The organism is Opitutus terrae PB90-1, assembly GCF_000019965.1.
GTDB classification, from domain to species: domain Bacteria; phylum Verrucomicrobiota; class Verrucomicrobiia; order Opitutales; family Opitutaceae; genus Opitutus; species Opitutus terrae.
Window position 1 is genome coordinate 4,171,203 of record NC_010571.1, and the last position, 23,491, is coordinate 4,194,693.

General features: G+C 65.6%; 12 protein-coding genes. 2 read left to right on the plus strand and 10 right to left on the minus strand.

Annotated elements, in window-relative coordinates; translation table 11 throughout:
- Positions 1 to 150: 150 nt before the first annotated feature.
- Entirely contained in the window at positions 151 to 1,101 is a 951-nt protein-coding gene (locus OTER_RS16215; RefSeq protein WP_012376013.1) for an AraC family transcriptional regulator, read from the minus strand.
- A gap of 312 nt (positions 1,102 to 1,413) precedes the next feature.
- On the opposite strand from OTER_RS16215, the gene OTER_RS16220 reads away from it, so the two are divergent.
- Both OTER_RS16220 and OTER_RS16225 read left to right on the plus strand, forming a co-directional pair.
- The gene (locus OTER_RS16220) at positions 1,414 to 3,714 is read left to right on the plus strand and encodes a GSCFA domain-containing protein (protein ID WP_148218154.1); all 2,301 of its coding nucleotides are present in this window, start codon (positions 1,414 to 1,416) and stop codon (positions 3,712 to 3,714) included.
- A 320-nt stretch (positions 3,715 to 4,034) separates the two neighbouring features.
- Positions 4,035 to 4,940 (plus strand): hypothetical protein, encoded by a 906-nt coding sequence (locus tag OTER_RS16225; protein ID WP_012376015.1) that lies wholly within the window; start codon positions 4,035 to 4,037, stop codon positions 4,938 to 4,940.
- Positions 4,941 to 5,012: 72 nt separating this feature from the next.
- Here OTER_RS16225 and OTER_RS16230 read toward each other — a convergent pair whose 3' ends face one another.
- The 9 genes from OTER_RS16230 to OTER_RS16270 all read right to left on the minus strand — a co-directional run bounded on the left by OTER_RS16230 (position 5,013) and on the right by OTER_RS16270 (position 23,475).
- Positions 5,013 to 6,050, minus strand: coding sequence for a glycoside hydrolase family 43 protein (locus tag OTER_RS16230; protein WP_202795988.1), 1,038 nt, complete (start codon positions 6,048 to 6,050; stop codon positions 5,013 to 5,015).
- 97 nt (positions 6,051 to 6,147) lie between these two features.
- Positions 6,148 to 8,259, minus strand: coding sequence for an alpha-N-arabinofuranosidase (locus OTER_RS16235; protein ID WP_012376017.1), 2,112 nt, complete (start codon positions 8,257 to 8,259; stop codon positions 6,148 to 6,150).
- Between the two features lie 53 nt (positions 8,260 to 8,312).
- On the minus strand, positions 8,313 to 10,133 hold the full coding sequence (locus OTER_RS16240) for an endo-1,4-beta-xylanase (RefSeq protein WP_012376018.1): 1,821 nt from the start codon (positions 10,131 to 10,133) through the stop codon (positions 8,313 to 8,315).
- A gap of 57 nt (positions 10,134 to 10,190) precedes the next feature.
- Positions 10,191 to 12,170: a sialate O-acetylesterase gene (locus tag OTER_RS16245; protein WP_148218155.1), complete on the minus strand. Its 1,980-nt coding sequence runs from the start codon at positions 12,168 to 12,170 to the stop codon at positions 10,191 to 10,193.
- Positions 12,171 to 12,187: 17 nt separating this feature from the next.
- Positions 12,188 to 14,461 carry a glycoside hydrolase family protein gene (locus OTER_RS16250; RefSeq protein WP_012376020.1) on the minus strand — a complete coding sequence of 758 codons (2,274 nt, stop codon included), beginning with the start codon at positions 14,459 to 14,461 and terminating at the stop codon, positions 12,188 to 12,190.
- Between the two features lie 228 nt (positions 14,462 to 14,689).
- Positions 14,690 to 16,744, minus strand: coding sequence for an alpha-L-arabinofuranosidase C-terminal domain-containing protein (locus OTER_RS16255; RefSeq protein WP_012376021.1), 2,055 nt, complete (start codon positions 16,742 to 16,744; stop codon positions 14,690 to 14,692).
- Between the two features lie 38 nt (positions 16,745 to 16,782).
- A complete protein-coding gene (locus OTER_RS16260) occupies positions 16,783 to 19,353 on the minus strand; it encodes a hypothetical protein (RefSeq protein WP_012376022.1) in 2,571 nt (856 codons plus the stop codon).
- 94 nt (positions 19,354 to 19,447) lie between these two features.
- The gene (locus OTER_RS16265; protein ID WP_012376023.1) at positions 19,448 to 21,982 is read right to left on the minus strand and encodes a glycoside hydrolase family 127 protein; all 2,535 of its coding nucleotides are present in this window, start codon (positions 21,980 to 21,982) and stop codon (positions 19,448 to 19,450) included.
- Positions 21,979 to 23,475, minus strand: a complete 1,497-nt coding sequence (locus tag OTER_RS16270; protein ID WP_012376024.1) for a DUF1593 domain-containing protein — start codon at positions 23,473 to 23,475, stop codon at positions 21,979 to 21,981. The genes OTER_RS16265 and OTER_RS16270 overlap by 4 nt, the downstream gene beginning before the upstream one ends.
- Between the last annotated feature and the right edge of the window lie 16 nt (positions 23,476 to 23,491).

Sequence of the window (23,491 nt, forward strand, 5' to 3'; positions counted from 1 at the left end):
CGGAAACGAGCGGGCAGAGCTCGGAGTCCGGTGGGGGGGTGGGGGGGTAGGTGGCGAAACGCGGTGCGCGCATCGCTCCCGGCACTCTACTTTCCGGCAGTCAGGCGGAGAATGGCTCGGCTTGACCAGCTGATGGCGATTCTTGACCGTTCAAAGCCTGATCGCGGTCCGGGCGGGTGGGATTGATGCCGCCCGTCGCTGGGCGATAAAGGCCGAGGGAGAAATGCCGTAGACGCGCTTGAATGCGCGAGAGAATTGGAACTGGTCGATGTTGAATTCGCTCGCGATCGATTTCACGAGGCAGTCCGTCGACTGGAGGCGCTCTGCCGCCCATTGCACCTGGAGCCGTTGCAGATATCGATACGGCGTCTCGTCCTGAAACCGGCGGAACAGGCGAGTCAGGTAGGCCACGTTGATGTGACACGCGAGCGCGGCGTCCTGCACGGTGCGAATCGTGCGGAAATGCGCGATGAAGTATTGTCGGCACCGATCGAAAACGGCGGCTGCGCGTCGGGAGGAACCGACATTGGCGCGAGCCCCACGGGCGATCCAGATGAGGAGAAGCTCCAACTGAAGACGGGCGGCCTTTTCAGCGAAACGATCATGGGACAGCGCTGAGTTGATCAGTGCATCGAACGCCTGCCGTGCTTCCGTCAAAAGTCCGATCCTCAGCACTTCTCCGGGCACGAGGTTGAACTGGTTGAGAAACTTCCTTGCGCCACGTCCGGTAAAGTCGACGAAGTATTTGCGCAGGCGTTCCGTGCGAGACGAACGCATGGCGTGCGGAATGTCGGGCCCATAGGTGAACACGACCCCCGGGGCGAGTTCGTGACGCTGATTGCCGAGCTCCACCTCGCCGCGCCCGGAAACCACCAGTTCGATGGAGTAGTACGGAAATGTGCGCCGATCGACGACGTAATCTTGGGCGCACTCCTCCCAGCCGCCGCATACAATCGTGAGTTCCCGGCGCGTCCTGGGATCCAAATTCAAATAGAAACGCAAAGCATCCGTCACCTGCCGCGAAATAAATGACGGAGGATGGGCCGGCGGATTGCCATCCGCAGGGCAGTCCGAGCCGTCCGTTCCCGCGTCAGCCCTCATCGCGGATCGCGGGGGTCAAACGGGCCGGTGAAAATGACGGTCGAGCAAACGCGGCGCAGCGTCATGCGGAGGCCGGGGTGGTGGTTGGCTTGGGGGAGCGGCAGTGGGGTTTTGCTGCTCGATTCGACGGAAGCGAGGCGGGAGCTCGTAGCAACCTGTCATTGGACATAGGTCAACCTATGTCCGGGGTTAGTGGTGCCGCGACTCGACGGACGCCTAAGCGGTTTCAAGTTTGCGCTGTCAAAAACCGAGAGCTGTCATGGCCGCGCGGATCCGCAACCGATGCTCGGCGGTTCCCCGGTGAATCGCCCCATGAAGCCCGTACTCGCGAAAACGGTTGTGACAACCGTGCTGCCGCTGGTGTTGTTGGCCCTGCTCGAGGGCGGGCTGCGGCTTGTTGGTTTCGGCACGAGCTTCGACTTTCTCGTTTCGGAGAATGGGCGCGACGTATACCGCACCAATCCGCACTTTACCGAATTGTTTTTTCCCGCGTCGTTCGGGTTGAAGCCGGCGACCCTGCGCCTGACGAAAGAGAAAGCGCCCGGCACCTACCGGATTTTCGTGATCGGCGAATCTGCCGCGACGGGCGTCCCGGAACCGGCGTTCGGGCTGCCGCGGCAGCTGGAGGCGCAACTGAATCAGGGCGAGTCCTCGCCGCGTGTCGAAGTTTTCAACTTCGCGGTGACGGCGATCAACTCGCACGCGATTCTCCGCATCGTCCAACAGGCCATCCGCTTCGAGCCGGACTTGCTCGTGATCTACATGGGCAACAACGAAGTGGTGGGGCCGTTCGGCCCTGGCTCAACTTTGGCCGGTGGGCCGCGCCCCCGATGGCTGGTCAAAACTAGTTTGTGGGTCGGAGAGACACGAGTGGCCCAGCTGATTCGCCGGGGCTTGGAGGCCGTGCAGTCCGCGCGTCGTCCGGTCCAGGAGTGGCGCGGGATGGAGATGTTCACCCGCAATGCAATCGAAGCGGACGATCCCCGGCTCGAGGGCGTATACGCGAACTTCCAGGGTAACCTGGCGGAGATGCTGGCGCTCTCGCGCGAGGCGAAGGTCAAGATCGTGCTCAGCACCGTCGCGGTGAATGTGCGGGACTGTGCCCCGTTCGTTTCCCGTCATCGCCAGACGCTCGGCGCGGCCGAGATGACTGCATGGAATCACTGCGTGGCGAACGCTGCGCGAGCTTGGGATCTGGGAGAAAGGAATCAGGCGCGGTCGAATCTGGAACAGGCTTTGGCGATCGATCCCGCTTTCGCCGAGACGCATTTCCGGCTGGCGCGATTGCTCGAAGTAGAGGGCGACCTGCGAGCCGCCCGCAGTCACTACCTCGAAGCGCTCCAGCGGGATGCGCTCCGCTTCCGCGCGGACTCGCGGATCAACGATATCATCCGCCGCGTCGTCGCAGACTATCCGGTGACCGCGACGCTGGTGGATGCTGCCAAGGAGCTCGGTGCGGACGCAGGCTCGTCGGACTCGCCGGCTGGTGCCGGGCTGTTTTTTGAACACGTGCACCTTCGCTGGGAGGGCAACTTCAGGCTGGCGCGTTTGATTGCTCCCGCGGCTTGGGCTGCGCTCGCCGGAGAGCACGCGCCGCACCGTGCATGGCGGGAGAGCGCGGAATGTGCCGCGGTCATCGGCTATACCGAACTCGGACAGCTGGCGATGGCGCGCGGGATGTGGGGGCTTACGGGGCGTCCGCCGTTTACCGGCCAAAGCTCCTATGCGGAAGATCGCGGCCGGTTGCAGAAAGAAATCGCGACGCTCGAGACGAAACTCGCCGATCGCGCGGCCATTTCTGCGGCGGCGGCGAAAATCGAGCAAGCGCTCCAGCGGGCACCCGCGGACGCGCAGCTGGTTTTCCAGGCCGCGGCTGCCCAGCTGATCGCCGGCGACTACACGCGCAGCCTTGAACTCAACGATCAACTCGCGTCGGGTCTGCCGTCCTCGCCGGAAGCCGTAGCGCAACGAGCCTACATCCTGCAGAAGCTCGGCCGGGTCCAGGAAGCGGAGGCGCTGTTGCTTGAATCCGCGCGTTCCGCTCCATTCTATTTTCAGACGCACAACCTGCTCTTCGAGCTCTGGGTCTCCACCCGGCAGTTTCCCAAGGCGCTGGCCTACTTCGCGGGTCTGGCTGCGCGCATGCCGGAAGGGGCTCGGAGCATTTATGCCGAATTGCTCGCGCGCAGCGGGAACTGGGCGGCCGCGGAGCAGGAATGGCGGGCGGTGTTGCAGCGGGTGCCGGACGACGAGTCGGCGCTCGGTCCCTTGCTGCAGCACCTCCAGCGATCGCATGAACAGCAGTCTGCGCTCGAGCTGATGCTGAAAGCCTACAGCTATAATCCGCGCAATTTCGTCAACAACTCGCGGCTCGCGCAGGTCTACGAGGCTCGAGGCGACTCGGAGAAGACGGTGCTCTACCTGAGCGCGTTGGCCGAGAGCGGTCCGGTGAACGCCCGGTTGTATTTGGACCTCGCCACCCATCTCGAGAAGCTGGGGCGGCACGATGCCGTGCCTGTTGCGCTGGCGAAGGCCAGGCGCATCGCCGAGGTCGCCCACGACGAAGCGACGCTGCAACAGCTCACCGAAATTTCCGCCCGAGGCAGCCGCTGAGGTGAAGCTGGGGAGCGAAAACTGCAAACACGTCGCCGGCTGCGGAGCAGCAGACGAGGCGGTGAATCTGCACCATCGCCGAGCGCGAGGAGGACCGTCGGCGGTGGCGTCGGGCTGCCGCGGCGAAGACGCCGGCAGGGGAAACCGGCCCAGCTTTTCCAGCGGGACGCAAACGCGCGTAGGAATGTCCCTACGGCTGACAATCGCTGGGACATCCCGCATGTATCCACCATTGTGGACTACGGGGTCCGGAGTCCGCCGGGAAGTCTGTTGACCCGTGCAATGGAGCGGCTACTGGTTTTCAGGAAAAGCGAGGTCCGATGGAAAAGCCTCTCATTTCGCTCCTCCACGGCATCGTGATTGTGGGTTTGATCTCGGCCGGGCCCTACCTCTACGCGGGGCCGAACCAACAGGTGGTCATCCGCGCCCAGGTGTTTAATGGCTATGCGCGGACCAAGCTGGCCAACGGAACGTTCAAGCCGGAGCGGTTCGCTCTCGCCCGAGGCACGCACTGGAAGAACAGGAAGCTCGACAAGTCGATCGACGCATTAGAATTCCCGAGCATCGCTCGGACGATCGCCGGTCCGCTAATCCAGCAGCAGTATTTGCCGTCGGCGGACCCACAGCAGACCGAGCTGTTGATCCTCGTCTCGTGGGGCACGACGACCGGCTCGGCGGAGGGGGACTATGATCATGCGCAATCTGCCGTGTTCGAAGCGATGAATGTGATGTCGGCGGCGAAGCGGACCAACACTCAACCGGCTGCCGGCACGATGGAGGCACTTACCGCGGCGCTGTCGATGCAGGAGATGGAAAACCGGCTCCGGGATCGTAACAACGTCCAGAATGCGGAGATCCTCGGGTATACCGAGGCGTTCGGCCAGGCGCAGCACCTGCGCGAGTTTGGTTTCGGGACGCCGGGCGACGCGACCTATTGGGAACTCGAGGCGAACCGCTACTTCGTCGTGCTCAAGGCCTATGATTTTCCGCTGCTCAAAAACGAAAAGAAGAGAAAACTTCTCTGGGAGGCGCGGTTCAGCATCTACGAGCAGGGAAATCGGTTCGCCGAGCAGCTGCCTGCGATGACTCAGGCAGCCGCACGGTTCTTTGGCCGGGACAGCGGTGGGTTAGTCCATCGGGCTGATTTGCCGCAGACGAAGATCGAATACGGCGAGCCGATCATCATCGAGACGGTGGAGAGCCCACGGTCAGACGCCGGACGGTGACGCACCCAAAACGATCCGCCGACGGTCTCCGACAGGCTGCTCCTGGAGCATCGTTCATCGAGGATCGGAAATTCAGGTCCCGCCGATCTCACCTTTGATCCGGAGCGTGTCGCCGAGGTCTTCAACTTCGAAGAACCGCGCACGCTCGACTTGGCGGTTCGGCTGGTGGATCACCATCACGAGCCGGCCGTCGAAGGTTGTGAAGAGCATGGGATGTCCGCCGTCATCGGACCAGAGCGGCTCAGGCAGTTGCTCCCACGGGCCGAAGACGCTGCCGCTGGTGGAGCGCGCGATGCCGACTGCATATTTGCGTGGGCCGTAACTGGACCAGAGCATCAGCAGCGTCCCGGTTTTGGTGCGGTGCAGCCAGTTGCCGTCGCTGACGTAGGCGTGATAGCGCTTCCCCTGGTAGAGTTCGCCGATGTCGCCGCGGCAGCGGACCCAGGGCGCGGCGGACGCATGAAAGAGCAGTCGCGGCTCGCCGATCGCTTTCGAGAGATCGTCGGCCAAACGGACCACGTCGAAGCTGCCGTCCATGATCTGCGCCCACTCGTGGCAGAACACCATGTAGGGCACGTCGTCCTCAATCCACAGGCTGCCGTCGAGCGCCATCCAGTTCGGCGGCGTTTGGGGGCCGCGACCGAGCGGCTGAAACGGACCGAGCGGGGAATCGGCAACGAGGATTTCGGTGCCGCGACGGACATTCTGCGGTCGACCCTCAGGTGTCGGCAGAGTCTCCTTCGACGTGATCGTCACGAACAGGTAGTAGCGACCCCGATAGCGGTGCACCTCGGGTGCCCACACGGTCTCGCGGCCCCAATGGTCGGCCGGAACTTCCCACACCGGCGTTGGATCCTCCCAGTGATCGAGGTCCTTCGTCCGGAAAACCATCACGGCCTTGCGCTCGATTCCGCCGTCGAAGATCCCGGCGGTGGTCGTGCCGTAGACGTAGTAGGTCTGCGTCGCCGTATCCGGCAGCACGAACGGATCGCGGATCCGGATCTCCGACCGGTGCGTGGTCGCGGCGCCGCCGACGGTGGCGAGCCCGACCAGCAGGAGAGCGAAACCGATCACAACTCGGGTCATCGAGGTCTTGGCCGCGGATTTCACGGATGAACACGGATCGAGCCCGAGGCCCATCCGTGGTGATCCGCGCAATCCGTGGCGAACCAGCTTGGGCACGTTCACAGCGTTGGGCATCCGACGTCTAGCGCGCTTTCGCCGGGAGCACGTAAAGGCTGATGCTGAACGGCGGCAGTTCCACCGTGTCCGGCACCGTGTTCAGGGTCTGCTCCTCCACGACGACTCCGGGCTTCTCGCCGACCAGGATGGTCGCGTTGATGTCGGACGGCGCCATGCGCCACAGCTTGCCGGTGCCGGCGAGCTGCGCGTCGCGAACGGTCCAGTTCAGCCGGTGCGCGATCTCGTTGGGGTTGAGCACGGCGATCGTGAGTGCGGAGCGGTCGCCCGTCCAAGCGGCGACGACGTCGAGCGGATGGGTGGGGCTGCCCGCGTTGACCTTCGGGTCCTGACCGCCGGCCGGATATTTCGCCGGCGGAGGCGGCGCGTCGCCGGTCACCGCGACCGGGATCGTGCCGAAATGATCGCGATACAGCTTGAACATCAATCCCGCGGGGTTGAGCACCGCGTCAGTGCGATTCGTGCTGACCAGCGAGGTGGCGAAGGTATACGCCGCCATCTGGTAGATGTCGGAGTTCCGGAACATCTCGTGAAACACCCAGGCGAGCGCCGGCACGGTTTTGTAGGAGCCCGGTGATCCGCCGGCGTAAGCCCATTCGTCGAGATTGATCGGGATCGGCTTCGCTTTGAACGCGGGGATCAGCTCCTGATACTCGCGATACGCCTCGACCTTCACGCGCGCGTGATTCGCCGGCCGGCGCATCCACTCGATGAGCGGCTCGTCCGGATCGAGCGGCACGCTGTCACCTTTCTCCACATCGAACCGACGATTCGTGTAGGCATAGAAGTGCTCGGCGATCATGTCCGTGTTCTCGAAACATTTTTGGAGGAATCCGCCCGTCCAGTCGGCGGGCCCGAGCAGCTCGGTCTTGATCTTGCCCGTAATCCGCAGCGTCTGCTTGGAGCACGTCATCGTGTCGGGCATCGCCCCGCCGGCGATCAGGATGATGTTGGGATCGACGCGCCGCATCGCCTTGGCGAAGAGGTTGTGCTTCACGAGAAACTGCTCCATCGCCATCGCGCCGAATTGCCAGTCGCCCCACGGCTCGTTGCCGATGCCCCAGTATTTCACGTGGTAGGGCTCGGGATGCCCGTTCTCGGCACGCGAGCGGCCCATGGGAGTGGTGACGGGGCCGTTGCAGTATTCGACGAGCTGCGCGGCTGACCAGGCGTCGCCGAAGCCGGCGCTGACGGTGATGTAGGGCTCGACCTCAAGCAGCCGGCAAAGCGTGAGAAACTCGTCCGTGCCGACGTCGTTGGGCTGGGCGAAGGGCCGCACCGGATCCATGGTCGGCGCGCGCCGGTCGCGCGGACCGACGGCATCGCGCCACTCGTGAGCGGAGACGAAGTTGCCACCAGGAAAGCGATACACGCCGGAGTGGAGCGACTTAAGCGCCGTGACCACGTCGCGACGAAAGCCTTCGATGTTGTCAGCCGGCATCAGCGAGACGGCGCCGATCCGCAGCGAGCCGCGGCCGGTCGCGGTGATCTCGATCCGCGCGTCCGTGTGGTCGGCACCGGCGGTGAAAGCAAATTCGTGGGTGGAGAACGCCGGTGTCAGCGCGGCGATCTTCTGCGTCTGGCGGTTCGATGCATCCGCGCCCCAGATCAGTGTCACCTCCGCCGCGGAGGTTCCTTCGGCGGCGAGCACCACGCGGCCCGTGTAGCGTCGGCCGGCGCGCAGCGCGAGTCCGGCCTGGCTGATACCCCGCGGCTCGTCGCCGGCGAGCGCCACGCGGGGCGAATGTTCACCGACCCACGGCGCCTGTCGGTCCATCGTGACCGCGGTGATTGGGCCGACTGCGAGCCAGCGGCGCTGCGGCGTGCGGCCGAAGCGTGCGGGTGTTTCCGGCGGCGGCGGCTCCGCGGCGAGCACGGGATGGTAGAACTTGCGGTCGTCGAGCATCTCGGCCCAGAGCGTGTCATTGACCAAGTCGTGGATGTGCTCGACGAACTGGCCGTAGACAAAGGGCGAGATCGGCGTGCCGGTCTGGCCGGCTTCGATGACTGCGCGGACAGGCGCCGGCTCGGCCGTTGCGGCTGCGTTCAGGGTGGCGGGGAGCGCGGCGACGCTGCAGGCGACGACGGGCAAGAGCAGGGATTTGATCAGAGAACTCATGGGGTGGGTGATCGGGGCCACGCGTCACGGGCGCGCGGAAAAGCCCGGTCGGATCAGGGAAGCTGGAGCTCGACTTTGCCCGGTTGTCCGGCGGCGAGCGTGAACGTCTTCTCAACCTGGCGACCGCCGACGTCGACATGGACGACGTAGTCGCCGAAGAACCCGCGCGTCTTCAGCGTGCCATCGGCTGCGGTGGTGCCGTTGGAGCGCGTGCGCCACTGATCGAGGACGAGCGACTTGTAGACGGCGGCGTTTGGTTTCTCCGACCAGTCGTCGCGATACATCGCCGCGACGGGAATCCAGTGCGACTTCTCCCAGAATCCCCAAAGCTGGATGCCGACGACGGAGGGATGACTGAACGCGAGAATGAAGAAGTCGCGCGTGTAGTCGGCCTGCAGTTCCTCGTCGCTCGTGCGGATGTCGAATTCGGTGAACCGCACAGGCAGCTTGAACGCGTTCCAATAGCGGTCGAGCACGGCCAGGACGTTTTCCGGTGCGTTGGGCCTGCCGCCGATGTGCGCCTGCAGCCCGAGGCCGTCGACCGGGGCGCCGTGTCCGAGCAGGAACCGCGTGGTGTCCTCGAAATGCTGCACGTGCTCGCGGTCGGTCGTCGCGTCGTGGTTGCTAAAATCGTTGAAGTAGAGCGCGATCTTCGGCATCGCGGCGCGGGCCGTCTTGAACCAGTCGACCATGATTTCCGGGCCGAAGAGATCCATCAGATCGTGGTTGGTGTACGGCTCGTTCAGAACATCGAACTCGACGAGCCAGTCACGGGTCGCGGTGCCGATCTCCGTGATGTGTTCCCGGACGAGCGCGGGGATCTCGCTCTGCTGCGGCGTGCCTTTGAGTGCGCGGATGTGCTTGGGCAGGTTGTTCCAACCCGGCCAGACGAGCACGTGTCCACGGGCGGGAATGTTGTGTTCACGCAGCCAGCGCAGTCCGCCCAGCGCCTGCGCCTGGCTGTAGGTGCCATATTCGAACTCGCCAAGCCAGCCGCCCCATTTCAGGTCGTTCTCGGGGCTGGCGGCGTTGAACAGCTCGAGGACTTTTTCGCGATAGATCTTGTTGTCGGGCGTGTCGTTGACGAGCCGGGCGAACGGGATGGCGGTGCCGAATTGAAAGGCGCTGCGGGTTTGCTCGAGCCGAACGGTGGCGTGGGGAATTGGCTTCCCCGCGGCGTCGACGACGCGGACGGCGATGTCGCCCTTGCGAATCTGCTCGATCCGCGCGAGCGCGGCCTTGCGCCAGGCGGCATCGGGCTCGCGACCGGCGTAGGTGAAGCGCGTGCGCGGCAGGTCCTTTAGCGCCACGCTCGTGCCGTAGAAGACGGCCTCGAGCCCGCCGAGTTCGATCACCTGACGCTTGAACCCGAAGCTGAGCGCGACGACAGCTTCGTTGGCGGGGTAGTCGCGAGCGCTGCGGAACGGCAGCAGGTATTCGGTCCATTCGCGCGGCGGGTTGAAGCTCTCGTCAATGGAGCCCATCTCCCGGCGCGTCGCGTGACGCACGCTGACGCTGATCCGCGCCGTGCCGCTTTCGTCGGCTGTTTCCACGGTGCGAGCAAAGAAGCGGATGAACCCGATGTCACCGCGCTTGAGCGCGCGCGAGCTCGGGGCGCGAAGCTGAATCGCGAACGACGGGTTCACGTCGCGCAGGGTCTGGATGCGCCAGGCTTCGGTGAAGCCCGGCGCGGCGGCCGCGGGCACTTTCTGCACGCTCACCGCGTCGACGGCGTTGGGCATGGTCTGGAGCCCAAACGCCGCGAGTCCCGGCGACCCGAGCAGCGGTTCGCCGGCGGGCAAGGAAGTCTGCGCGCTCAAGGGAGCGAGCACGGTGGCGACGAGCGAAACAAACAGCAACAGACGTGAGCTCATGATGAATAAGGTTCGAGAGAGACGGTGCGACTCGGGCTGATGGGGTGGCGGGGCCGGCTATCGGCCGACCTCGGTTTCGAACGGGATGGCGGGAAGACCGGCGCCGTTGAAGAGCGTGGCCTTGGGATTGGATTGCCAGGCGTAGCGGACGGCGACGGGGTTCAACACCTCGGAGGACGAGACCACGACGGTGTCATCCACAATTTTGCCGTGGGCGCGGTGCCACACGCGGTCCTCACCGCAGAGGGCGAACTCCTCCGGCTGTTCGCCTTTGACGATCAGTCCGCCGTCGGTGTGCGTGAACGTGAGGCGCAGCGCGTTGGGCAGCCGCTCCACCGAGGCGAGTCGCGGGCCGGAATACGGCACCTTCTTGCCGTAGTGCTTCGCCAGGGCGATCAGCGCGAGCCGCTCACCGACTTCCTTTTTGTCGACCGGGTGAATGTTGTCCGCGTTGCCGACGTCGATCGCCACGGCCAGCCCCGAGTTCGGCACACTGTGGGCGACGAAATCCTGCGCGCCGCGCAACTCGGCCCAGCCGTCCGTCTCGGGCGGCGTGTCCTTGTGCTGCATGAACGCGGCGAGGCTGACGATGTAGAAGGGGAAATCGCCCTGGCCGAAGCTCCGGCGCCAGTCGGCGATCATCGCGGGCAGCAACGTGCGGTATTGCTGCGCGTGACTGGCGTTGGCTTCGCCCTGATACCAGAGCGCGCCCGTGAGGGCCAGGGGCGCGATCGGCGCGATCATGCCGTTGTAGAGCACGGCGGGCATCACCGGCCAGTTCTCATACCCGACTGGCAACGGGTGCGGCGGCCGCGCATCCACCGCGAGTTTGGCCTTCCACGCGCCCGCGAGCGGGATTTCAGTTTTGTCGCCCAACACCAGCTTGAGGTCCTCGGGCTTCGACATGAACCCGCCGTCCGGTTTGGTCTTGAGCACGCGGATGGTGATCTGATTTGGGCCCGGCTTGAGCGTGCCCTCGGGAATTCGGTAAACGCGTGGGTTCTCCACCCACGAACTCGCGCCGACCTGTCGGCCATTGATGAACGCGGTGTCCATCCGTTCGACGACGCCGAGCCGAATCATCGCCATGCCGGCCGGCAGCGGATCAGGCAGCTCGATCGTGCGACGGAAATAGACCACCGCGGGCGTCTCGGGCACGCCCAGTTCGCGGAACCCGCCGGGAACAGTCACCGGCTTCCAGTCCGTCTCGTCGAACCCGGGCTGTGCCCAGGCGTTGTCCTTCTGGCCCGGATCATACTCGTCATACCAATGGGTGACGAAGTTGCCGTATTCCGGTGCGTGGTTCGCCCGCAGACGGGCCAGTTCATCGAGGTTCTGATCGAAGTCTTTTAGCGGCCGCAATGCTTCCGCACTGGTCCAGCTTTCCGCCGGCGTGCCGCCGACGGCGTCCTGCACGAGTCCGATCGGCACGTCCACGTCCTGCCGCAGCCGGCGCGCGAAGAAGTAGCCGACGGCGGAGAGCCCGCCCCAGCGCTGAGCCGCGGTCTCCGGCGAGCAAACCTTCCAGGAACCCTGCACGGTCGACGCGGGCGCGTAGGCGATTTGGGGGCGCACGATGAAGAATCGGATTTGCGGGTGGTCTGCCGCCTTGACCTCGTCGTTCCCGTTCCGCGCGTCGACGAGTGCCATCTCCATGTTCGATTGGCCGCCGCATAACCAGACGTCGCCGACCAGCACGTCGCGCAACTCGACGCGCTGAGGCCCGTCGATCACGATCGTATAAGGTCCGCCGACAGGCGGCGGCTCGATCGCGACGGACCAGCGCCCGTCTTGCTGCGCCACCGACCGAGCCGTGTGGTCGCCGACGGTCACGCGGACTTCAGCGCCCGGTTTGGTCCAGCCCCAGAGGGTGTTGGGCTTGCCGCGCTGCAGCACCATGGCGTCGCCGAAGATCGGACTGACGAACGGCAACGGAGCCTGGTCCGCTGCGCGGAGAACGCCCGACGCGAGCACGCCGCACGCGAAAAAGGCAAACAGGGACCGGCGAAACGCCGCGAAGAGAATTCCGGATTTCATGAAAGGGTTGATCGTATTCATCGGGTTGCGCCGGTTGCTGACGGACTGGGTTTGCCGGCGAGCAACTGGAACAGTTCAGGATCATGCTCCTCCAGTCCCGTGATGCTATAGAGGTGATTGGCCGAGATCCATGGCAACCAGAACCGGTGGCCGCTGGTGCCGCGGCCGCCGCCGCCCGGGCCGAGCCGGAAGCCCTCCTGTTGCCAGCCAATCCCCTTCAAATCGTATTGTCGGCCGGGGAGCGCGACCATCGATTTCGTCGCGTGCAGGAGCAGGCGCGCGACGTCGAGGTAGTGCTGGTCTTGCGTGAGCGTGTAGAGCTTCGCATAGGCGGGCGCGGACCAGTCGAGATATTCGTCCGCGCTGCCGGAATGCAGTGCGGTGATGCCCTGCAGCCCGATCGTGGGCACGCCTTTTTTCCAGCGCAGATCCGCGTCGTTCGCATCAAGCGGCATCGGCAGGTTCCAGATCCACATCCATGTCTCGGCGAAGTCTGCGGCCGCACGCGCGCGTTCGAGCCACTTGGCATCATGGGTCGATTCGTAGAGGCTCAGGAACGCCTCGAGACTCAGCATGCCGGCTTCCTTGTCGGTGATGTTGGGATTGTCGCTTGCGCCGCCGATATAGAGCCCGCGCACGCCCCAGCTCGTCCACACAAACTCGGCGGCGCGGAGGGCGGCCTGCTGGTAGCGAGGATCGCCCGTCTCGTCGCTCATCAACACCAGCAGCGGCACGGGACAGTAGCTCGTGGTGCCGGTCGGCTCCGCGACTTCATTGCTGCCGACTTTCCAGCGGCGGGGGAACGATCCATCCGCGCGCTGTTGTCCGAGCAGCCAGTCCGCGTAGGTCTTGACCCAGTTGAACCACTCCGGATGCGACCGGCCGAACGCGCGTTCGCGTTGGTAGGCCCGGATCAGCACGCGCATGTCCTCGGTCGCGTTGCGCAGCCACGGTGCGAGCCAGATGTGATCCCACGGCTTGCCGGTGGCGAGATCGTAGCCGGTGCCCTGCAGCGGGACGGTAGGCAGTGCCTCGATCAGTGACTGGATGATCGCGAGGCCCGTCTGGCGCATCTTCTGGCCACGCTCCGACGGATCGCGGTCGCCCTCGCGCAGCAGCTGATCCGCGCATTCGATCGTTTTCCCCACGAAGCCCATCGCGATCATCGTCCAATTCCACTGCTGCTGATTGACGACCGTGCTGCGCACGAAAGGAATGCCGGTGCGGCCGTCGATGGTGACGGCTTGCGCCGCCAAGTGATCGATCAGCACGCGGCGCATTTGTTCGACATCGATCGGCGTGACCTCGGGCCGCAGCGTCTCCCAAGCCCAGCGCCAGCTGTCGCGCGTCAGCTCGCGGAAAGACTCCTGTTGCCCGAAGCGGAAGCTCACTGCGTAGCGGTGAGCCGTGCCGGCGGCGATCGGATGATAACGACGGATCCAGCGCGGAGGAGTTTGCGCGCCAGGCGGACCGACGTAGAGCGAGGCCGAGCCGGGGAACCGGAAGCCGAACTCGACCGGTCTGCCTTCCGTCTGCCACGCGCCCAGCGCGCCGAATTGGATGCGCGCATCGATCATCACGGCCTGGGTGAGCCGGGTTTCTTCGACTGTAGAGTCGCCGCGCGGCGCGGGATTCAGCATGGCGACGGACGCGCCGCCTTTGAACGAGACGGCGAAGAGCGGCGCGGGCAGCATGTCCTCGCGCAGGAGAAAGCGTCGCGCAGCGTGGTTCAACGTGCCGCCGGGTGAGCGCTCACCATCGTAGGTAGGATCGCCATAAAGCGCGCCCGGGGCGAGGCAACTCACATCGCCCCAGTCGACCGACGGATCGACGGTGAGCTCAACCGACGAGCCAAAACCGCCCGGCGCGTTTCCGTTAACCTCGATGATCCGGTGCACGGTGGCGACCGCTCCGTCGATGGTCCAGCGATCCCACACGCGGAACACCACGCCGCCGTCGGATGGGATTTCCGCTCGTGCGTCGACGGTCCCTGCGATCGACGGCTCGACCCTGGTGTAGCCCGCGGCGAGCGTGCGCATGTCGTCGTCCGAGCGATAGAGCTCGATTCGCGCCGGCTGCGGTTGTCGGAAGGCAGGAGCGGCGGCGCCGTCGATCGCGACTCCCCATTGGCCCGTGGCGCTCCGGACGAACGCGACCGCGGCGCCGGTCGGCAACCGGCCTAGTTCGACGCGATCGCCGGACTGGGCGAACGCGGTGGAACCGACGAGGACCAGGCTCAGCGCCAGGCAGCGGTCAAGCTGCGAGGCACGCCACGACTTGAAGAGGCGCATGGTGGCAGGAGGGGTTCAGCGAAGGCGAAGACGCATGGGATAGTCGCTCATGGGAAAGCGAAGATGCGGGAAATTGTTCGTGGCGGAATTTTCGTGGCGCCGAAATCGGGAACGGACGGCCCAACCTATGTCCTCGGGTATAGGTTGGGCGGCAAGTTTCGGTCCGGGCAAGGTCGCGCAAGGAACTGAGGGCGGGGAATGAATCGCGGCGCTCGTGGTCTCGAAGTCCTACGGCCGCGCCGAGCCGCCGTGTATCTCGATTACGGCGACGGTGTAAGCCGGAAGATCGAGCGCGAGGTCGCGCGTGTAGGGCAGGGTGGATTCGACCGGGTGAATGGTCTTCGGCGCCGCCAGCGAGTTCTCGGCGTCAGGCGCGGCGGTGACCATCGCGACCGTCACAGTCGCGGCAGTTGGAAGGCGCGCGCCCTGGAGCCGGGCGAGGAGCGTGTGCGGCTGGCCGTCGTAGTTCACCGCCTTGATGACCAACCGCTGATCATCCTCGCTGCCGGAGGCGATCGCGTCGACGGTGCCCGCAGTCCAGTCCGTCGGCTTCATTTGCGAGATGTCGTCAAAAAAGTCCGCCCGGCGCGGAATGTCGCTGAAGGTGCCGGAGGTATAGGCGTAGCGTTTGGGCGCGTAATGGTCGCGAAACAGTTTCTCGGCCACGTAGCCTCCGCCGGGGAACCACGTGGCGTGGTCGTGATAAATCCAGGCCCGCCACTCGGGATTGTCGGTGGTGTTGCGCATCAGCAGCGCGGGACAGGTCAGGTCGACCATCGGGCTCAGCTTCTCGTAGCTCATGAGCAGGCCGGCGGCGTGCAGCCCCGCGCGCCAGTCGGCGGTGCGGCACAGACCCCATTCCAGCACGGCGATCCTGATCTGCGGATGCGCCGAAGCGCGCACGTAGTCACCGAGCTTTTCCAGGTAGTCCTCGATCCGTCGCACGCCGGTGGCGTAATTCTCCGGTTCATATTCGTAGTTGTGGCAACCGAGGAGGTCGAAGTTCTCGCCCGCCAGATCGATCAGCTTCTGACTCCAGTTGAGGTCGTTGGAACGTTTCTGCCCGGCCGCGACGATCTTCACGGCGGGTGCGATCTCGCGCAGCCGGCTGCCATAGGCATTGACGATCGCGGCATAGGCCTCGGGCGTGTGCCCGTGGTTCATCGGCTCGTTGTCGATCTGGATGTAAGGCACGCGATACGGCTCGGCATGACCATTGGCCGCGCGGCGGCGGCCCCATTCGGTGGTGGGTGCGTCGAGCAGGTAATGCACCCAGTTCATCGCATACTCGATCTGCTCCGGTGCGGTGCTGGTGGCGTTCAGCACGATCATCGGCTCCGTGCCGAGTTGGCGGCAGAGTTCGAGAAACTCGTCGGTGCCGAAACCGTAGTAGTCGGAATAGCCGCCCCAGATCGTGTTCGGGTGGAATTTCCGGGACACCGCCGGGCCGATGCCGTCCTGCCATTGGTAAATCGACGCAAAGGAACCGCCGGGCCAGCGGATGAACGGAGGCCGCAGCGCCTTGAGCGATTCGAGCAAATCGGGGCGGAGCTTGCCCTCGGCTCGGGAGTCGGCGCGCATCAGTGACACAAAATCCACGAGCACGGCGCCCGTGCCAGCGCCGACGATTTCGAGCGACGCTTGCGGATCGGTGGCCGGACTCTCGAAACGGAAAGGCAATTCCTGCCAGACCGTGCCGCTCGTTTTCAGCGGCAGCTGCGCGAGCTCGCGTCCCGCCGAGTCGACGACGCGCAACCGGACCGCAAGGTTGCCTTCGATGGGCTTGAGCCAGACCGAGCCATCGTAGGTTGATCCGGCCTCGAGGTAGAGACGATCCTGCCGCAACCCGGCGGTGCCTGCCGTCGCGGCGAGCCGCACGCTGCGCTCGCCCTGCTCAAATCTTTCCTCGACCACCGTGGCGGTGCCGTTTTCGCCGAAAGGTTTCCAGTAGTCCGCGAAGTCCCGGCCCTCGAAACCCTGGCCGCGGACCTGCTCGGCGTAGAGCCCGTCGACGACGGAGTGATTGATATGTTCGAGGAAGTGGCCGTAGATGCGCTCATCGATTTGGCCGGGCACGCGGTCGGTATCGACGAGTAGCACGGCGACGCCGGCGTTGGCCGCCGGGGGGACCAGGGCGGCGATCGCGAGCACCGCCGCGAGCCACGCGGCGGGGCGCCGGATTGTGGCGTGGCGCGTGAGCGCCGGGAAATGGAGGGCAGCGGTTTCCCACTGCTCGCGCAGCGAGCCACAGGAAATCGGGTGGGCGGGGAGGCAAGGAAGCATTTTGCGGGACGGGATAAGGGGATGGAAAGAGCCGCGCATCACCGTTGAAGATGCACGAACACGCAGGGGGGCTCGCGGCGGAAGTCCGGCCAGATCGCGCCGTTGCCGGCGCCGTCGATCGCCTCGATGAAATACATCACGTCCCAGGTCGATCCGACGAATTCCCCGGGAATCGTAGCGGCGAACTCGTTGGGCGCCCCGGTCGGCTGCAGGTCGGCGCTCTCGTAATCCTCGTATTGCGTGACGTGCCGGTAGCGGAGGCGCAGCGACCGCACGCCAGAGGGATCGGTCGCGCGGGCGACGAGCCGGATCGGTCGGCCGACGGGCGCTGTTGTGATCCGGGTGTGCTCCACGACCGGCGGTGTGCGGTCGCCGCTGGTCGCGGGCGTCCAGGCCGCCTCGTGGTCCACGGCGTCGGCCGGGTGAGCTTGCTCGTCGAGCTGGCGCAAGTTCGCTTCGAGGACCGGCAGCTCGTCGCGCCAGTGACCGCAGAGGTTCTGGTCGCGGGCGCCCATCGCCAGATCGAAGGCGTAGCGATCACCGGCGATCGCGACGAGTTCGCGCCAGGCGGCGATCGCCTCCTTTTCGCCGGCGGTGGCGGCGAGCAACTCGGCCTGCCGGTGGCCCTGCAGGAAGAGGTTGTAGTGCACCGCCGCCAGACTGCGTCGGGCGTGAAACCGCGCGAGCTGGGCCAGGATCTTCAGGTCGGTGACCGTCGATTCGAACTCTTTGCCGCGCCGGTCGCCGATCGCCGCCTCGGCCCCGCGCACGCTCGCCAGGACAGCGTCCGCCGTGGCGTCGAACCAGCGGCTCGTCGCGTCGGGCGTGACCTTGGCGGTGGCACCGCCCGCGAGGATCCGCGTCGCGGCGTCGGCGAAACTTTCGAACAACGCGACATCGGTCGCCTCGTTGTCGGCATACTCCGCCAGCGAACCGCCGAGCGTCTGGCGCTCGGCCCACCCGCGGGTGGTGGGAAAGCCAGAATACGGATACACCGAAGCCACGATGCGCGGCAGGATCTGCGAGGCCTGCTGCAGACCGGTCTCGAGCTCAGTCGCGGCATTGCCGAAACGGCGGCGGAACTCGCGCTGCCACACTGCGGGCGGCGTGGCGGGATTGTAGCCCAACCGGCCCCACAGCTGGAAGAAGTGCCAGTAGCGCTCGAACTCGTAGTCATAATACCGGTATTTCTCCGGCAGGAGATCGAACGTCGGCTGGTCCGGCTGCTGCGCTTCCATCTTGGTCGCGAGCGGCTCCTGCACGTCCCAGTTGGGGCTGGCGTAGAGCGCCGTGGTCGCGCCGTAGCGCCGGACGTAGTCGGGATCGCCCCAAAGCAGGACGCGCGAAGTGCCGCCGTTCCAGAGCCGCCAGGTCATCTGATAGCGCTGCGGATAGCGGAGAAAATCCGCGTAGCCGTGACGGCGGTTGTGCTGGTCGGGCGGATTGACGTGCATGGGGTGGAAGGGCAGCCCCATTTGCTCCATCCAGTATTTCGTTTCGACCCGCACGTTGAGGCCGCACTGGAGCGCGGTATCGATCACCACGTCGGGCGTGCCTTTGCCGCGCAGCTCGACCAGCATGCCCGGTTTCGTGGCCTGGAGGTTCGCGAAAACCGCGCGCCAGAAACCCTCCATCTCCTCGCGCGTGAGCCCCGATTCCTCGTGAATGCGGAAGTGCAGCGCATCGACCGCCGGCACGCGCACGAGCAGTTCGCGCAGCGAGGCGAGCGTATAGGCGTTGAGATTCTCCTTGGTGACGCCTTCGACCGAGTTGGGGATCGAACGGCCCTTGAATTCGTCGACCCAGCCGGCGCCGCCGGCTTGCACGCCACCGCGGTAGATGTGGTCCCAGATCCCGAGCGTAACGGTGATGCCGCGCGCATGGGCCAATGCGATCAGACGGTTGAGCGCGGCGAGATTGCGGTGCTGCAGTTCCGGCGTGAGGTCCACCATGTGCACGCCGGGGAAACCCGGGGTATCGAAAAAGTAGGGATACGGCGGCGCGAGGAAGCCGCCGTTCTCGTAGCCGAAGATGAGCAGGAAACGGTTGAAGCGATCGGCGGCGAGCAGGTCGAAGTAGCGCGCCCAGTACGCCTCGTCGTAGAAGCGACTCTCCCAGTAGGCACGGTTCATCGTGTAGACCGAGAGGGCCCGGTCCCGGATTGTCGGTCGTTCCTCGACCTCGCCGATCGCGGAGAACAAGTCAGACGCATCGGTGGCGGCAGTGATGCTGGCTGCCGCTTCGAGCAAGGCATACATCACCCCGCGATCGTCGGCGCCGGCAAACAGGGCGGCGGGCGTGGACCCGATCGCGAATTTCTTCACGGCAAGCGCTTCCGGCTGGTCGAGAGGCGACGCGAGCTTCGGAACCGACGGCCAGGCCGCAAGGGTGGCACCGAGACCCACGCAGACGATTCCGTCGCCGCTGGCGCGCTCGATGCCAGAAATCTGCTCGACCTGCCACCCGTGCGCGCGAACCGCAGCCTCGAACTTGGCGATGCCATGCCGGGCAGGTGCGCCAAGACCCGGCGCCTCTAGAATCGAAAGCGTGCGCGCCGGCGCGACGAGTGCGAAAGCGAACGAGAAGAGCAGAACGAGAGAAAGGCGCACGGGACGGTTGGCGAAGAGGTCGCTGTGCCCGGGAGGATGGCGGACGCGCTCGTCACCGCCCGGGCCGGAGGCGAGGCCTTGGTCGCGAGGCGAACTAATGGGCGATCGGCGGGAGGCCGTCGGCGCGCAGGAGCCGCACGTCGAACACGCCGCCGGCGAGCACTTTTTTGGCGACGAAGCGAACCGTCAGGCGGCCGTCGGGCGCCGCGGCCAGTGCGGCGGTGGGAATCGGGTAGCGTTTTTCGATGAATTCACCCGGTTGTTCGGCGGTGAGATCCTGGGTCGCGACCAGCGTGTCGTTCGCGAAGATATCGAACTGCCGCCCCGAATCGTTGCCGGAGTAGGTGACGGACAGAACCACGGATTTCTCGCCGTGCGGATTGAGCGTGTAGCGGAAGTCGCGGCCGTGGCGCCAGTGGCGGCCGTTGTAGAGTCCGCTTTCCGTGTCTTCGCCGCGGTAGTCGTGTTCGACCTCCGGTTGTTGCTCGCCGGGGGAGAGTTGGTCGATCGTGGCCGCTTCGCGGGCGGCGCGGGCGCGCTCGGCGGCGGCGATCCGCGCCTTTCGTTCAGCGAGTCCGTCGCGCGTGGTCGTTTCCCAATACATCTGGTAGCGCGCATCGTGCAGCCGGAAAAAGGGAATCAGCGTCAGGCCGTCTTTTGCGGGCGGTTCGACAATATCGACGAGCCGGAACTGCATCGGTCCGGCGGCGCGGTCGGCGACGACGCGCGCCGGGATGGCCTTGGCATCGGCCAGCAGCACCGGCGCCTGATCGAGCGGCACTTCCGGTCCGGAGGCGACGTGCGCCATTCGCGAATCGTCGGCGCGCAAGCCCTTCAACTCCCAGGTGCCGGCCGGATGCGCGAGCACGATCGGGCCGCGCAAGATCGCATACCAGGGGGAGCCATCGGGCAGACCTTCGATGGACGTGTGCATCGGGAACCGGATCTCGACGCGGTCGCCGTCGCGCCACTCACGGTGGATCGTGACATAGGACGACGGTGCCGACGTGACGGCGACCGGTTCGCCGTTGACGGTGAGTGTGAAGGTGCCCGCTGCGACCCAGCCTGGCTGGCGCACGTGGAGGGTGAACGTCTGCGGTTGCGCGAGCTTCAGCGTGAGCTGCGAGCGCTCGTCGTCGGGAAACGCGGTCTGCTGCCGCAGTGTCAGGCCGAGCGGCGCGACTGTCAGCTCAGACGCGATAAACAGGTTCACGAAAACGCCGTCGTGCGCACGCGCGTAGATGAACTCGCCGTATTTGCCGGGATTCTCCATGCCCGTGCCGACGCAGCACCAGAAGCCCTGGTCGGGCTGAGAGTAGACGCGGTAGTGATTGGGCCGGATCGGCGTGAAGTAGACGTAGCCGGGATGATCCGGGTTGATGGACGCGAGAATGTGGTTGAACAGCGCGCGCTCGTAATAGTCCGCATAGGCGGCCTCGGGAGCGGAGGCGAAAAGGCCCTCGGTGAGCCGCAGCATGTTGTAGGTGTTGCACGTCTCCGGCCCTTCGCGGTGGACCAGCAGCGCATGGAAATTGTGCGGATCGTTGAAATGCTCGGAGACGCTGTTGCCGCCAAATGCGACCGAGCGGTGCTGCGTGACCGTCTCCCAGAAAAACCGCGCGCCGGAATCGGCGGCCTTGTCGCCGGTCAGCGTGGCGATCCGCTCGAGTCCGACGACTTTCGGAATCTGCGTGTTGGCGTGCTTGCCGGTGAGTTCATCCCGGTGCTGTTCCAGCGGATCGAGGACCGCGTGATGATTGAAACGCTCGGCCGCGGTCAGGTATTTCTTGTCGCCGGTGATCGCGTAGATGTCGGCCAGCACCTCGTTCATGCCGCCGTGCTCCTGGGCAAGCATCCGCTGCATCTGCTCGTCGGTGAGCGGCGAAGTGAGCGCGACACACCAATCGCCGAGCCGAACCAGGACGTCGCGCGCCGTGGTGTTTCCGGTTTGGAGCCACGCGTCGCGCAAACCGGCGAACGTTTTGTGCAGGTTATACCACGGCACCCACTTGCGGTTGACGGCAGTGACATCGCCGGCGGCGACGCGTTGCCAGAGTTCGTGACTGCCCGGCACGCCGCCGACGTAGCCGTTGCCGTTGGCGTCCTGGCAGGCCTTCAGCTCCGCGACCATGTGATCGAGCCGCCGGCGCAGTTCGCCCTCGGGCGTGTCGTGGCCGGCGGCGATCATGTGCGCCAGCGCGGAGAGGTAGTGGCCGGCGGTGTGACCGTCGAGCCCGCCGCTTTCCCAGTTGCCGTAGGGCTGGGCCAGTGCGGGCAGTCCCGCCTCGCGGCGGAACGGCGCGAGCAGTCGATCGGCATCGAGCGCGAGCAGGTAGGTGCGGTTAGCCTTTACGGCGGTGAAGAACGGACCGCCCTCGAGCAGCCGCACGGAGGCCAGCGGCAAGATCTCCGCCGGCGTTTCCGGTGTGACTCGCGCGGCGGCGCTGCTGGGTTCGGCAAGCAGGCTCGAGCCGGCCAAAAGCGACGCGACGCCCGCGGCGAGGAGTCGAACTCCACGTTGGCGCCAGCCGGCTCGCACGCGCGACTGCCCGGTGGGGGACTGACCTGCACCGAGCGGTGAGGCGAAGTGGATCGCGGCGATGGATCGCGTTTTTTGGTGAGAGATCATGGTGAGACGGGCAGAATGGTTACGATGACGCGACGATAGCGGGTGAGAGGTGGCGAGCCCTTGTCGGTGACCTTGAGGATGAAATGAGCGTCGCGGGGCTCGGTGACTGTGGGCGCCTTGAAAGGCACCCAATAGATATTGGGGGCGCGGACATCGGGTTTGATCTCCTCGGTCCAGCCGCCGACCTCCGGATAGTGAAACCAGAGATAGCTGAGACTGTCGCCGTCGGGATCGGTGGTGCCGAGGGCGCTGAGGTTGAAGATGTCGCCGGAGTGCACCGTGAAGTGATCCGGATGAGCCAGGCGCGGCACGGGCGGGTGATTCGCCTCCGCGTAGGGCTTGGTCGTCCAATCCATGCGGGCGGCGAAGTCGCGCTGGAACTCGTCGCGCCAGCGCCAAAGCGTGACGCGGGCGTCCCGGAAGGTGCGCATCGACGGCACCGTTGCGCGCTGGAACTCCTGCGGCATCGACGGGGTGTAGGCGTCAATGGCGTTGGTCCAGATTGGCCGGGTCTCCGGCTCGTAGGGAATGCCGATGAAACCGCCGAGATCGAGCGTGGCCGGGTCGGGGATCTTGAGCTCGTAGCGGCCGCCCCAGCTGCCCCATTCGGGATGGTCGGGGACGCTGAGTCCGTTGGGGATGAGCGGGAGGAACGACGGCGTGTCGCCCTCCATACCATACGCGACATCCGGATACGCCGCCCCGAGCGGGCCATGGCTCTGCTGGATGTGTTGGCGCAGCCAGGGATTGCTGATCGTGGTGTTGTCGATCCCTTCGATCGGGGCCGTGATCGCGATCCAGATGCTGGCGCCATAACCGCCCGGGCTCACGATGTAGAACAGGTCGGGGAACTCGCGCCGGATCCAGTGGCCGGCGTTGTCCTGATCGGAAATGGTGTAGACGCGGAGTTTGGCAATGAGTCGGCGGGCTTCCTCCGGCGACGCGGTTGCCCGAATCGTGTGCAGCGCCTGGGCGAGCGTGTTCACGCCACCCCACACGCTGATCCACAGCGGCCGAGGATCCAGTGAGCGCAACGCAGCGATGATCGCGTTGGAGCCCGGCGAATCCTTCCCCGGTCCGACGGCGCCGAGTCCGGCCTGCGGCTGACCGGTGGACACGAGCGATTGCAGGTGCTCCACCGCAGGGTAGCCGGGTTCGTGCCGCAACAGCTGGTCGCGCACGCGACCGTAGGCCGCGAGGATGCGGCGGATCGACTCCGGATGCACGGCGTCCCGCTGGTGCACGGACGTGGTGGCGACCAGCCCTTCGAAGTCGATCTGGTTCGAGTAGAGCAGCAGACGGACGAGCGACTGGGAATCATCCGGATCGGCTTCGATGTCGGTGAGCACGAGAAGCCGCTGTCGCGGCCCGAGCGCGGCGTCGGGCGGGGAGCCTTCCGCCGACTCGGTCGCGCTCGAGCGAAGCGGATGCCAGAGCGTCAGGCAGACGGCGCAGAGCAACGATAGCCGGCGATAGCGGATGAGGTGGGCCATGACTGTTCCGGGGACG